Genomic DNA, 12,826 nt, shown 5'->3' with positions numbered 1-12,826 from the left:
CCGTTGGCGGTGTTCGGCGCCGGCATGCACCATGACCCCCTGGCCAGCAGCCGCAAGCCGGCCTTGCAGGTGACGCCGCACTTCCACTCGCTGGTGCCAGACGGTGCTTTCGTGCAGAGGGAGGGCGGCGTGCACTTCGAGCCGTTGCCGCCACCCACGCAAGACGAGGTGGAGCGCCTGCTGAGGGTGGTGCGCCACCGGGTGCTGCGCCTCCTGGAGAAAAGAGGGGCCATGCCCGCACAAGGCTTGGCGCAGCTCGTCCTGGGCCATGCGGACCCCCGCACGACGGCCGACCGGTACGCCCGCGCGCTGCCGGAGCACCTACAGAAGGGGGCCGAGGTGGTGGCCGACGTGTTGAGACCGTTGAGTCATCGTTGAGAGAAAGCAGGGCAAACGAGGGTAACGCCGGGTAACGGCCAGAATCGTAGGGAGGCAGAAACGTGAAGAAAACCAACAGGATGGGAAGGCAGAGGAAGCCAGGGGAAGGGATAGAATCAGCGGACGGCGGTTTCCTAAACCGCAGGCCGCTGGTTCGATTCCAGCCGGGGCCACTCGCCCTGCTTCCCAAGTCCCCGGAAGCAGGGCATTTTTTTGTCTGGTGGCGTTCAGCGGCGTTCAGGAACGTTCGCCGGATTTGGTACCCGTTTGGTACCAGGTTCGTCCCCCCTGACGCGCGGTCTGGGCCTGCCGCGCAAGGCCACCAGACCAAGCAGCCCCAGCAGGGCGTTGCCTCCGCCCGCACCGCACGAGCACGCGCCGCCCTCTATCTCGAGCGTTCGGCCCTGGCCTCGCAGCTTGATGACGATGTCCGCGGAGTCCTCGCCCTGCAGCCTCAGCCGCAGCTCGCCGGAAGAGGTGCCCCCCTCCGTTGGATGGAACGTCACCCGGAGGGTCGCGCTCTCTCCGGGTTCTAGCGGGCTGGTCAGCTCACTGGCCTCCACTTCGAAGGCCGGATTCGCGCTCTCCACTCGCACCAGGCGATCCACCCTGGCCTCGTTGGTGAGGGTGATCTCCGTGGGATCGCTCTGTCCCCCGATGTCCACGAAGCCGAAGTCCAGGTCCATCGGAGTGACCGAGAGGAAGTTCGTCACCGCCCGGCCCGTCAGGCTCACCCGCAGGGCCTGATCACTGGTGCTCTTCGTGGTGCTCACCACCAGGGTCGCCTCGGAGTTGGTCGCCTCCTGGGCCCGGTAGCCCAGCTTCAAGGTCGCGCGCTGGTTGGCGGACAGCACCGTCCCCGCCGTCCATTGCTCGAGCAGCTCGAAGTGGCTGGGAGCAGGCCCCTCCAGCACAGGTGCGTTGAGGGTGACGTCCTGCGTGGTCGTGTTGGTGATGGTCAGGAAGCGGCTGACGTTCTTCGGATCGGATGGCGCGAGGACCGTGCCGAAGTCCACCTCCAGGTTCTCCACATCTGCCTCGAGGTCGCTGAACATACCCAGGCCTTTCAAGGGCACGGAATCGTCGTCTCCGTCATTGCTGCGGATCCTCACCTGCGCATCGGAAGAGACGCCCGCCAGCGGCGTGAACCTCACGCTCACCTTCGCGGTGCTTCCTCCTTCCAGGAGGTAGGGTGGGTTCTTGGGGGCGCCCGTGCGGGCATCCGTGACCTGCATCGTGAAGTGAGAGAACTGCTCTCCCTCCACATCCATCACCAGCGTGATGGCCCTGCCGCCCTTGTTGGTGATCGTGAAGGACTTCGGCTCCGACGTGCGGCCGCCCACCTGCATGCCGAAGTTGAGCTCCCTGTTCGAGAGCTCGAGCACGCTGGAGAGACCCATGCCCGTCAGAGACACCGTCCTCGCGTGCCCACCGACCCCTCCATCCGCACCGGAGAGGGGGCCTGTCGTCAGGAACAGCGAGGCCGTCAACGCCCCTTGCTGCGTGGGGCGGAAGGTCACCGGCACTTGGAGCTGGGCGCCCGGTTGCAGTTCCTGTGGCAGCGGTAGCTGTCCCAGCTCGAAGTTCGCACTGTCGGCTCCAGACAGCTCCAGCTTGGACAAGGTGATCACGCCCGGGTAACCCGCGTCGGAGCCCGACGCGCTACTTCCCCGGTTGATGAGCGTGAGGATGCCCGCGTCAGCGGCCGAGGGCGTGTTGATCTTCACCCCACCAAAATCCATGACCCCCGAGGGCAACAACTCCAGCTCGGGAGAGGTGCCCACTCCGGTCAGCGCGACCTGCCGCGAGCTCACGCCCATGGGAATGTTGAGCGTCGCGCTGCGCTGGCCCAGGTGCTTGGGTTTGAAGTGGAGCGGAATGGCCAGGAATTCATTGGCCTGCAGCACCTTGGAGGGGAAGGGCGTCGGGACCACCGCGAACTCATCCGGATTGCTGGTGGTGATGCCGGTGATGTTCACCGGATCGACGGTGCTGTTCACGATGGTGACAAGGCCCTCGCGGGCGGGATCGCCCACATTGGCGGACCCGAAGTCGAGCGAAGCAGGCAGGATCTCCACCAGCCCCAGTCCCGTGCCTTGCAGGGACACCTGCAGGGGAGCCGCCTGCGCATTGCTGGTGAGGGAGAGGGTGCCTGACAACACGCCCGCCCGTCTTGGCTTGAAGAAGACCTTGAGCTCGTGCTGGGCCTGCGGATCGATTTGCACGGGCCACCCCGCGTTGGGCAGCTCGGTCTCGAAGGTGAAGTCGCCTGTCGTCGTCGTCGCTCCGTTGAAGAGCAGGGGAGCGGTGCCCACGTTCGAGATGTAGACGCTGATCGGCGTGCTGGTGTTTCCCACCTGCAGGCTGCCGAAGTTGTGCGAGCTCAGGGACAGGGCCGCTTTCGCCGAGGCCCCCGTGCCCACCATCGGGAGCGTCAGTGTGCCCGCGTTCTCCGTCTTGATTTGAAGGCTGGCGCTGAAGTTGCCGTCGGTGACGGGAAGGAAGCTCGCGAAGAAATAGACCTCATCCAGGGGATCGAGCTCCTTGGGCCAGGACACGTCGCGGAAGGAGAAGAGGGGGTTGGTGGAGATGACCTCGGTGAGCCTCACGGGCAGCTCGCCTGGGTTTCTGAGGGTGAGCGGCACCTCTCGGAATCCACCCAGCGGCACGGCGCCGAAGTCCACGGCCGTCCTGTCCAACGTCAAACTGGCCATCGCTCCCCGGCCCACCAACTTGATGACCTTGTCGGAGGTGTTTCCCTCATAGGAGATCCTCAGGCCTCCCTCTTCCTCGCTGTTCGCGGGCGTCTCCTGAGTAGGCACGAAGCAGACATCCAGCAGGAGAACCTCTCCAGGCTGCAGGTTGAGCGTACTGCCCGGGGTGGGGAAGGGAGTACCGGAGGGCAGGATGACGCTGAAGGGCGGATTGGTCGCGATGCCCTGAATCTTCAGGGGATTGGTGGCGCTGCTGCTGTTGGAGATGGACACCGGCTGAGGCTTGTTTGGATTGAAGCTGGTATCCGTCTTGCTGCAAGCCTTCGCGACCTGCACCGAGCCAAGGTCGAGCTCGAGCTCGGGAGAGAAGATGGGGACCGGGCCGTTGGCACTTCCCGTCAGCTGCATGCGAGCCATTTCCACGTTGTCCTCATCCAGGAACCTCAGGCTCTTCTCCACGGAGGCCAGGGAGGTAGGGGCGAAGACGACCTGAATGGTGACAGAGCCTTGTGATGCCAGCCTCGTCGAAGGTGGAAGTCCCTGCACCCGGAAGGGCGATTCGACGGAGGTGCTCAACTTCACCTCCGAGTCACCAGAGTTGGTGACGGTCACGGGGCTGGAGTACTCACCCCCCACGATCTTGTTCCTGAAGTCCAGGCTGGTGACGGACAAGGTCAGCATGGGGGCAACGCCCTTGCCGCTGAGCGCCAGCACCGGACTGGGACTGGTGGAATTGCTCGAGACATTGACGGACTGTTGGGAGGACTGCCGTGCGTCAGGCGTGAACCTCACCTCGAGCGCCAGGTGGCCGCCGTTGGCTGGGATGACCATGCCCGCGGGGGTCTGGGGTAGCACGATGGAGAAGGGCGGCTGCACCGGCACATCGTGGAGGGTGACGTCCAGCGGGCTGGGATTGGTGAGGGTGAACTGCCGCGAGGCGGTCGTGCCCACGACCACATCGCCAAAATCGACCGTCCCGGGATTCAGGGTCAGCTGCGTGCGTACCGCCGTTCCCTGGAGTGGAAGGGAGAACACCGGCTCGGAGGACATGCCGGAGACGGTGACGCTGCCCAGCATCTGCCCTGAGTTCGATGCCAGGGGAGAGAAGACCACCTGCAGGGGGAAGGTCCCATTGGCGGGCAGATTGAAGCTGGAGGGAGAGATGAGGAATGGCCCGGAGACCGAGGCGGTCAGCCCCTTCATCTCGAAGGCCCGCCCGTTCCTCACCGTGACGTTCATGGCCGTGCTGGCGGTGCCCGCGCGCTGGCTGCCAAGGTCGAGCGCGGACGGTTCGAACGTGATGAGGGGCCTGGTCCCGGCGCCTAGCAGAGGCACCTCGAAGTTCGTTCCCTGTCCACTGGCCGAGAGGGTGAGCGCGCCCGAGGAGGCAATGTCATTCACGGGACTGAACTTCACCTTGATGACCACGTCCTCATTGGGGCTCACCAGGCGCGGCAGCGTGGGCGTCGAGGAGACGACCGTGAAGTTCGGCGAGATCGAGGAATGATTGAGCGTCAGGGACGAGGTGCTGACATTGCGGATGGTGACCTGGCGCTCCGGACTGTCCACCCCAACCCGCTGGGGGCCGAAGTCGAGCGTGGCGGGAGTGGCGGTGAGGACCGGTGCCGTCTGAGCGGTGCCCGCGAGCGAGATCACGAACATCTGCGAGCAGGGGAGGGATCGTTGCAGGGGCAGATTCGCTTGGAAGGAGCCGCTGGAGGTGGGCTGAAAGGAGACCCTCAGATCCTTGAAACTCTGCGCGTCCACGACGATTTCCGCGGGCAGGGGACCTGAGGTGGAGGCCAGCTGCACCGAGAAGGGCAGCGCGGGGGCGCGCCCGCTGAAGGTGAGGGGCGCATCTCCGGTATTGCTCACCCGTACATCCCGGAAGGTGCTCGAGCCCAGGGTCTGGCTGCCGAAGGCGAGCGAGGTCACGTCCACCTTGAAAAAGGCCCCCGTGCCAGCGCCCGAAAGGGAGACGGTGGGGTTGGGCAGAATCGGGTCATCGCTGAACAGAAGGAGCGAGCCCTGGACGGGGCCAAAGTCCCTGGGCGTGAGCTCCAGGGTGAAGGTGAGGCTTTCATTGGCCGGCAGGGTGACCGGCAGCTGAACCACCGTGGTCCCGTTCTTGATCTCCTTGATCGTGAAGGGGCTCTGGATGGAGGCGAAGTAGATCGTCCGGCTCGCGCCGGTCCCGTTGAACAGTGTCACCGGCTCCGTACGGCTCGTGCAGCTGTCCTGGGGAGCGAAGATGAGCTCTTCTCTGCTCCAGGTGAGGGAGCTGGCGACGACGCCGGGCGTCAGGGCGCGCGGCATGATTCCAGATGGGCGCTCCTCCGGGGCTTCGCTGGGCGCGGCCTCCGGGAGAGAAGTCTGCGGACTGCAAGAGGCCAGCAGGCACAGGCCCGCCGCGAGTAGGTAATTGAAGTGTGTCATGTCTTGAGCCCTCTGAGTGGTCCGTCCGGAGCTGGAAGCTTCACTGCTGCTGAGCACCCTCTGCCGGCTTGTCGGCGGCGGGGCCCTTCGGGGGCTCCGCGGGCGCGGTGCCGGTGCGGATGCGGCCCTCGAGCAGCTCGAGGTCGAGCGAGACTGGAGCGGGTGCGTTGACGAACGTCTGCCAGGTGCCGTCCGGGGCGGTGAAGAGGAAGGACACAGCCAGCGGCGACTCCGGGGGGAGCTTCACCTTCACGCGCTGAATGGTGCCCGGGTAGATGAGCTCCGACATGACTACGTTCTCGTCGGGCTGGAAGACGCGGGGGGCCACCTCGCCATAGGACTCGACGGCGTACTGCTTGGCGTCCACCTTGCGCACGAGCATGTAGAGCGGGCGGCCCTGGTTGGTGCCAGGTGGCGACTTGATGTTCAGCTGAAGTGTGGAGGGCTGGCAGGCGGCGAGCAGCGGCAGCAACGCAGCGGGGTGGAGCAGGGCGTGGAACTTCATCGCGGCACCTCACGGAAGGGGACCCAGGGTTCACCCTTGAGCCCGAAGCGGATCTCCAGCAGGTGGCTGGCGTCCTTGTCATTGCGGTTGCGGAGGTTCCATTGCCGGTGCTGATCGCCAGTGGGCGTGGAGGATTCGAGCAGGCGGAAGCAGCCCCAGGCGGAGCGGGACTTGTCCAGCGAGCTGTACTGGACGGACTCCTGCTCGGGCGAGCGCAGCTCCAGCATGAGCGAGGCGGTTTGCTGATCCCACCAGGCCACGGGGAACTCCTGCCAGGAGGGGCTCTGGTTATAGGCGAGCACCGTGGTCTTCCCGCACTTGAGCGAGCCCAGGGTGACGAAGCTGCCCGGAGCCGGGGCGGTGGGCAGCGGCAGGGGCATGATCTGGAGCATGAGCGGCCGGGGTTTGCCCTCGGCGTCCCAGAGCAAACGGGAGAGCCGGGACAGCCCTCCCAACGTGGGCAGCAGCTCGGCGGGAAGGGTGAGCCGGTCCTGCAGCGCTCCGCGCAGCACCCACTCCGGGCCGCGCTCCTCGCAGACGGGTGTCAGCACCCGGTTCACGAAGTCCCAGAAGGCTCCATCCTGCCGGCGCAGCACCTCCAGATCGCCCGCGTCCACCTCCTGCGTGGCGGTGGGCTCGAAGGGGTAGCGGGTCAACAGGGGCTTCAGCATGCGTCCCCAGGCCTCCTCCCACTGATGGTTCAGCTTCTGTTCGAGCTCCTTCTGGCCCAGCTGACGTACCGTGAGGAAAGGCTGGAGGAAGGGCTGCCGCAGCTCGCCAATGAGGCCCTGTTGATCGAGCCACGCGTTCACCTTGTGCAGGTAGGAGCCCTCTTCCTCGAGCATCATCGAGAGGGCGATCCGCCCCAGCGGCGTGAGCATTTCCGTGAGCCGCGCGGCGCCTCCGGCCCCCTTGCCCGCCTCCTTGCCCGCGTCCTTGCCCGCGGCGGTCGCCGAGCTGGCCTTGGGGACGGCGTTCAGCTCGTCCACCAGCTGCGCGATCAGGGCCCGGTAGGGGTTGAGCGCGGCGTAGTTGCCGCTCTCGTCCGGCTTCATGACCTGCGCGATGGGCTTGAAGGGCGCCACGGTGTTGCGCAGCGACTCGTAGTAGGGGCCCTCGAGCGGCTCGAGGCTGGCGCCGTGTGCCACGTCGCGCAGCATGTCCACCAGCTCCGAGGAGGGCTGGGTGAGGCGTGAGAGCTCCCCGGACAGCATGGCGGGCACGGGCGCGTTGAAGTGGTAGCTGGCCACGCGCTGGAAGAGGCGCTGGCGGTACTGGATGGCGAACTGGTTCACCTTGCGCTGCACGTGCTCCTGGCGCTGCGAGGCCTGCTCCAGGGGCAGCCCGGCGCTCTTCAGCCGCTGGGTGAACTCGTCCACCAGCGGGCGCAGGCGGGTGTCGAACTCCACGCGCTCGGCGGCCACGCTGGTGAATGCGTCGCGGCGCTCCGCCTCGTCCCCCGAGACTCCGCCAAAGGGCATGCGGCCTGTCTTCTCGTAGTAGCGCAGCAGGGCCTGGTGGAGCTGACGCGCGCTGTCCCTCGGGCGGAAGTCGAAGGTGCTCTGCAGCACCGTCACCTGGTGGGTGTGATTGTCAGGGCCCTGCAGCCACAGCCCCTCGCGCACGAGCAGCTCGGCCACCGTCATCTTCTGCACGGCCTTGACGCCCAGGTAGGCCTCTTCCTCCATGCGCAGCACGGCGGTGAGCACCTCGCGGTTCTGATTCATCCACGCCACCGCCTTGAGCGTCGAGGGCAGGCCCTTGAAGCGGCTCATGTCCACGCGGGCTTCCGAGGCGCTGAGTAGATCCACCACGCGCGGCAGCGTGCCGAGCAGCGCGCTGTCATCCAACTGGGCCTGGAGCCGGCGTCGCACCTCCTGCATCGACTCCAGCTCCGCATCCAGCCGCTCCAGCTCGTACGGCTCCAGGGACTGATCGTGCAGCAGCTCCTGCAGCCGCTTGAGGTGGGCCTGCCAGGGCTCCAGCTGGGCCTCGAGCGTGAGCGGCTCGCGGAAGGGCCATTGCGCCCAGCTGTCCTCCGTCGTGGTGGGCGCCTGCCAGGGCTTGTCGCTGATGAGGACATAGTCCCCCACCAGGGACTCGAGCAGGTTGACGGAGGTGACCCATGAGCGCTTCGCCTCGAGGCTATCGGCCTCTGGGGCGGGGGCCGTCCCGGCCTGCTGGACGAAGTCCAGAGAGGAGCGGCTGCGCAGGCTGGAGAGGACGAACTGGCCAAGCGCCTCGTTTCGCGAGGCGTGGAGCGCGGCCAGCGTGAAGACCACCTGTTCGGGGCGGCACGGGTTGGGCTGCTTGTGGCAGCGCTCCAGGGCGGGGCGCAGGTGAGCCTCGCGAATACCGCGCGCCAGCCGCAGGCGCAGACCCTCGCGCTCATCCGTGAAGCTGTAGGGCAGCAGCGGCCAGTAGGACATGGCCCGCCACAGCACATCCATGGACTGGCCGGCCGCGAGCACTTGCTCCTGGACCACGGTGCCCGACACCTCCTGGCCCTGATCGCGCATGCGCTGGACGGTGTCCTCGAAGCGCTTCACCCGCTCCTGCGTCTGGGTCAGCCGCCACGAGAAGTGGGCGTAGGCGGCCAGGATGGGCAAGCTGCACGCCGCGGCCAACATCACGCTGCGCTTGAGGTGGGTACGCAGATAGCGCTGGCGCACGGCCTGGGCATCGTTCGCCGTGGCGGACACGGAGAGCACCCCGGCCGCGCGCGCCGAGGGCGAGAGCGAGGACAGGTACACCCGCGACAGCCGGGGCGCGAAGGCCAGCGTCCCACCCTCGAGCAGCGCGGTGACGAAGCGGGCGAGCGCCTCGAAGGGGCGGTGGCCCTGGGAGTAGAAGTGCTCCAGGCGCTCGAAGGACTCCACGGGCAGCGACGTCAACCCCAGCGCCAGGTATTGCTCCTGCGTTTGCAGCAGCGAGGCCAGCGCTCCTTCCTCGCCGCGCCGGGGCAGCTCGAAGGACAACGGCACCCGGTGGTCTCGCAGCAGGTTCGCGAAGTCCTCGAAGCCCTCCAGCTCATCCATGTGCGTCAGGCACAGGCGCGTCTCCACCTGGCCATGGCGGATCTCGGCCAGCAGGTTGAGCTTGCCGCGCAGCAGCTGCGCGGTGCGCCGCACCTCGTCCGGCGGCGTCTCGGCCAGCCACCGCGCGTCGAGCACGAGGATGGCCAGCGCCTGCTGCTGACCGAACGTGTCCTTCCACAGCCGCCGTAGCGCCAGGCGCGCCTGCGGCGTGTCGTCCTCGAGCAGCGGCGCCGAGAGCTCCTGCACCACGGTGTCCGGCCCCAGGTAGATCTGCAGCAGCGAGTCGCTGGTGTTGCTGGGCAGGTACTGGCGGGCCTGACGCTGCCAGTCCACGTCCAGCTCGATGAGCTTGGACTTGCCGGCGCCGGCGGGGCCGAGCACCACCGCGCCCGGCAGATCCTTCACCGCGGCCCGTTGCCGCCACGGAAGCCCGGCCAGGAAGCGCTGGTGGATCTGCCGCAGCCGGTTGCGCCCGAGGGTGGGCGGGGTGCCCGGGACCGTGGGGGCGTCGCGCTTCTTCCTGGCGCGCAGCCACAGCACGAGCGGGATCGCGGCGGCCACGAGGACCAGCGCGAGCAGCACCCACTTCTTGTAGGGCCCCGGGATGAAGGCCACGAGCTTGCGGAGGGTCTCCATCGCTCAGTGCCTCCTCGTTCCGGCGCCGGGGCCCGTGTGGCGGCGCGCGCGCGCGGCGCGCTGCAGCGCCTCGAGCACGTCCTCGAGCGTGTCCAGCACCTGGGCCAGCTGGGCGCGCTGCTCCTCCTGCTCCTTGGGGGGGAGCTGCCGACCTCCGGCGGAGGGGTAGAGCGCCGCCAGCCCCGCGCGGAGCTCGTCCACCAGCGGCTCCACGCCCTCGCGCAATGGGCCGAGCTCCGTGTCGATGAGCTGCTCCAGGCGGCTCAGCAGGCTCGCGGCGGGCTCCTGCGGGCGGGCGCCAGGCGCGCGCTCACTCTGGGGGGTCACGATGGCTTCTTTCATGGTGAGAGGCTCAATGGGACAGCCACAACAGCAGCCCTTGCAGCCCCAGGAGGTACAGGCCGGCGGAGGCGTAGTAACGGACAGGGAACTCGTAGAGCAGCGGCCTCGCCTCCGCGGGCACCTCGGTGGCGGGAGGGGCGGAGGGCGGGGTGGAGATCCGGTCCGCCAGCCGCTGCTTGTACTCGCGCAGCTTCGCGGTGTTTCCGGGGTAGCGGCCGGTGAAGCCCGCCGTCAGGCAGAAGTGCAGCAGCTCGAAGATGAGCGGCGGGGCGCCCGGCTGGTTCAGCCGCTCGTCGGCCAGCTCATAGAAGAGATCTCCGCCGCCCTCCTCTCCGAAGAGCCGGTACTGCAGGAGCGGCCACTCCACCTGCTCGATCTCGGCCAGCCGGTGCAGCACCAGCTCATCCACCAGATAGGTGAAGGGCCGCAGCGCGTCCTCCACCTCCTCGGCGCGGTAGTGGGTTCCCAGCTCGGCGCGCAGCTGCGCCACGGCTCCCAGCAGCTGCGACTGCAACTGGTTCAGCCCCTCGCGCCCCACTTGCACCTGAGTGCGCTCGGCCGTGTCGGGCAGCGCGCCTGGCAGCCATTGATCCAGCAGCTCCCGCACCTGACGGTACACCTTGAAGACGATCTGCCAGTGTTCGAGCTTCATGGGACCCCCTCACCCCAGATTCACGGGCGAGCCTTTCACGTTGGTGGTTCCGCCCTTGAGATTCGCGGGCCCTTTGGACTCGAGGTTCAGCTCCCCCGTGGCGGCCACCTTGAGCAGGCGCCCCCACATCACCACCCGTTGCGTGCCATTCAGCTTCAGGAGGGGGCCCTTCAGCTCCAGCGCTTTGCCTTCACCCTTGGCCTCCAATTTCGACGTCTTGCCCTCGAGCTTGAGCTCGGCGCTGGCCTTCAGCTGGATGTCGGCGTCCGAGGTCAGCGAGGCGTCCTTGCTGGCTTTCTGGGTGAGCTTCGCGCTGGAGGTGAGCGACATGTCCTTCTCGCTCGCGAACTTCAGCTCCCCCGAGCTCCTCCACTCCGAGTCCTTCTTGGACTCGAGCTTGATGGTGTCGGCTTCCACGGTGAAGGTCTTGCAGGTGATGGTGACGGCGTCGGGCTTCTGGACGACGGTGCTCGTATCCGAGTCGTTCTTCACTTCGAGGGTGATCGCCTTGCCGTCGATCGTCACCGTCTGCGTGAGCTTGCCGTCGGGGTCCTCGACCTTGATGGTCAGGCCCTTCTCCTTGTCCATCTCGAGGGTGCAGATGAGGGTCGCCATCTCAGGCTCTCCGCCAGAAGAGGAAGACCTGGGCCCCCTCGAACGCGGGAGTGACGGCGAAAGCCAGGCCGTCCTCGCGCAGAATGGCCTGCCACTCGTCGCTCTCGGGGGTGAGCTGGTACCAGTCGATGTCCGCGTCGAACGAGTGAGGGAAGGAAGGGTAGGCCACGTGGCGGTAGGGAACGCCCTTGAGGGCCTGGCGCCGCACCAGGGGCAGGCGCAGCGGGCTGGCCAGCCTCACGCCCTCCATCGCCCGGGGCTTGTCGCGCTCCTGGCGCCGCACCAGCAGGTAGAAGTCATTGGGGGCCGGCTTGTCCTTGGGCAGGGGTGACAGCACGAAGCGCCCATCGCGGCACTCGAAGGGCCGGTACGAGCGCTGGCTCGTCTGCGGGCGGAAGCTGCGGTTGAGCAGCTCCATCCACCGCAGCAGGCCGGGACCGGGCTCCTCGTGCCGGTAGGGGGGCAGCTCCTCCTCCGGCTCCGTCTCCAGATAGCAGCACGTCTCGAAATAGAGCCGGCGCAGGGTGTCGAAGAGCTGGTAGGTGGGTGGGTGGATGCCGTGGCGCATGTCCATCCGTAGCGCCTGGAGCTGGCGCACCGCGCACAGCGCGCGCCGGGCGTTGGAGAGCCGGTCGCCTCGCACGTAGCTGTCTCGGATGGAGGTGCGCAGCTGGCCATGGGCCTGCTGCAGCAGCTCATCCAACTGGGTGAACAGCTCCTCCAGGAAGGGATGAGGTCCCACCCGCAGCAGTGGGGGGAGCTGCCCCCGTGACAGCCGCCACCGCCCCTGCTCATCCTTGGAGAGCCCCGCGAGCGCCAGCGAGCTGAGCCCTCCCTCCACGGCGGGATCCGCGGAGAGCTGCAGCACGTACAGGGTGCGTTGGAGCGCGGGTGGATCCTCCGCGTAGAGCGGAAGACCCTCGGCTCCACGTGTCTCCCTCAGCAGGTGCAGGTACACGGTGAGCTGTGAGCGCCCCGTCTCTTCCAGGGAGAAGGGCGCCACGGTGGCATTGCCAGGCACTTCCACCAGGTAGCCGCCTGGCAGCACCGCGCTCAGCGAAGTGAGCGCGAGCGTGCCCTCCGCCAGCAGGACCCGGTTGAGCTCGAGCGCGCTGATCCCCACCACGGGCAGCCCCGCGAGCTCCGCGTAGCGCCGGACCTCGGCCGTGAGCGCTCCCTCTTGAGCCTGGAAGTGATCAGGCAGCAGCGGCTGCCCCACCTGCCAGTGGACACGTGCGAGCTTTTGTTGCTCCATAAATAAAGACTCTCGTGACAGACATGTGGCCCGAGCCCCAGGCGTGGTTGTTCATCTCTCGAGGGAGAGCGGGCGGAGGTCGTGAGAATTTCCTGATTCCAAGCTAGACGAAGCCACTGTGAAGGTACAGGCCTTGCGTGGTTGGAAGTTTCTCTTCCTCGGAAAAGACTCACCGGGTAGATGAAACCTGTCATGCGGTGCGGCCGGGGGGTATCTCGTTGGTAGGATTTGCGTGATGCACTCTGGGTGGCCAGG

8 protein-coding genes and 1 tRNA gene are annotated in these 12,826 nt (G+C 67.1%); 2 read left to right on the top strand and 7 right to left on the bottom strand.

Annotated elements, in window-relative coordinates; translation table 11 throughout:
* Positions 1–24 precede the first annotated feature (24 nt).
* A complete protein-coding gene (locus OV287_RS29910; protein WP_267537456.1) occupies positions 25–378 on the top strand; it encodes a transposase in 354 nt (117 codons plus the stop codon).
* 87 nt (positions 379–465) lie between these two features.
* A tRNA-Arg gene (locus OV287_RS29905) sits at positions 466–551 on the top strand.
* Between the two features lie 54 nt (positions 552–605).
* Here OV287_RS29905 and OV287_RS29900 read toward each other — a convergent pair.
* The 7 genes from OV287_RS29900 to tssK all read right to left on the bottom strand — a co-directional run bounded on the left by OV287_RS29900 (position 606) and on the right by tssK (position 12,571).
* A complete protein-coding gene (locus OV287_RS29900; protein WP_267537455.1) occupies positions 606–5,408 on the bottom strand; it encodes a choice-of-anchor D domain-containing protein in 4,803 nt (1,600 codons plus the stop codon).
* A gap of 160 nt (positions 5,409–5,568) precedes the next feature.
* Positions 5,569–6,033 (bottom strand): hypothetical protein, encoded by a 465-nt coding sequence (locus OV287_RS29895; protein ID WP_267537454.1) that lies wholly within the window; start codon positions 6,031–6,033, stop codon positions 5,569–5,571.
* Positions 6,030–9,707, bottom strand: a complete 3,678-nt coding sequence (locus OV287_RS29890) for a type VI secretion IcmF C-terminal domain-containing protein (protein WP_267537453.1) — start codon at positions 9,705–9,707, stop codon at positions 6,030–6,032. Before OV287_RS29890 ends, OV287_RS29895 begins: the two co-directional genes overlap by 4 nt.
* Before the next feature lie 3 nt (positions 9,708–9,710).
* Positions 9,711–10,049, bottom strand: a complete 339-nt coding sequence (locus tag OV287_RS29885; RefSeq protein WP_267537452.1) for a hypothetical protein — start codon at positions 10,047–10,049, stop codon at positions 9,711–9,713.
* A gap of 10 nt (positions 10,050–10,059) precedes the next feature.
* Entirely contained in the window at positions 10,060–10,701 is a 642-nt protein-coding gene (locus tag OV287_RS29880; protein WP_267537451.1) for a DotU family type IV/VI secretion system protein, read from the bottom strand.
* A gap of 9 nt (positions 10,702–10,710) precedes the next feature.
* Positions 10,711–11,316 (bottom strand): beta clamp domain-containing protein, encoded by a 606-nt coding sequence (locus tag OV287_RS29875; RefSeq protein WP_267537450.1) that lies wholly within the window; start codon positions 11,314–11,316, stop codon positions 10,711–10,713.
* Position 11,317: 1 nt separating this feature from the next.
* Complete coding sequence (gene tssK / locus OV287_RS29870; protein WP_267537449.1) at positions 11,318–12,571, bottom strand: type VI secretion system baseplate subunit TssK; 1,254 nt, start codon at positions 12,569–12,571, stop codon at positions 11,318–11,320.
* Between the last annotated feature and the right edge of the window lie 255 nt (positions 12,572–12,826).

The organism is Archangium lansingense (assembly GCF_026626635.1).
In the GTDB taxonomy this organism is placed as follows: Bacteria; Myxococcota; Myxococcia; order Myxococcales; family Myxococcaceae; genus Archangium; species Archangium lansingense.
Note: the sequence above shows the minus strand (reverse complement) of the source record. Positions and strands in the feature narration are given on the sequence as shown.

What these genes read in the sequence shown, in the direction of transcription:
- tssK (WP_267537449.1), bottom strand. Translation starts at nt 12,571, where the DNA reads ATGGAGCAACAAAAGCTCGCACGTGTCCACTGGCAGGTGGGGCAGCCG.
- OV287_RS29880 (WP_267537451.1), bottom strand. Translation starts at nt 10,701, where the DNA reads ATGAAGCTCGAACACTGGCAGATCGTCTTCAAGGTGTACCGTCAGGTG.
- OV287_RS29885 (WP_267537452.1), bottom strand. Translation starts at nt 10,049, where the DNA reads ATGAAAGAAGCCATCGTGACCCCCCAGAGTGAGCGCGCGCCTGGCGCC.
- OV287_RS29910 (WP_267537456.1), top strand. Translation starts at nt 25, where the DNA reads ATGCACCATGACCCCCTGGCCAGCAGCCGCAAGCCGGCCTTGCAGGTG.
- OV287_RS29875 (WP_267537450.1), bottom strand. Translation starts at nt 11,316, where the DNA reads ATGGCGACCCTCATCTGCACCCTCGAGATGGACAAGGAGAAGGGCCTG.
- OV287_RS29895 (WP_267537454.1), bottom strand. Translation starts at nt 6,033, where the DNA reads ATGAAGTTCCACGCCCTGCTCCACCCCGCTGCGTTGCTGCCGCTGCTC.
- OV287_RS29900 (WP_267537455.1), bottom strand. Translation starts at nt 5,408, where the DNA reads ATGCCGCGCGCCCTGACGCCCGGCGTCGTCGCCAGCTCCCTCACCTGG.
- OV287_RS29890 (WP_267537453.1), bottom strand. Translation starts at nt 9,707, where the DNA reads ATGGAGACCCTCCGCAAGCTCGTGGCCTTCATCCCGGGGCCCTACAAG.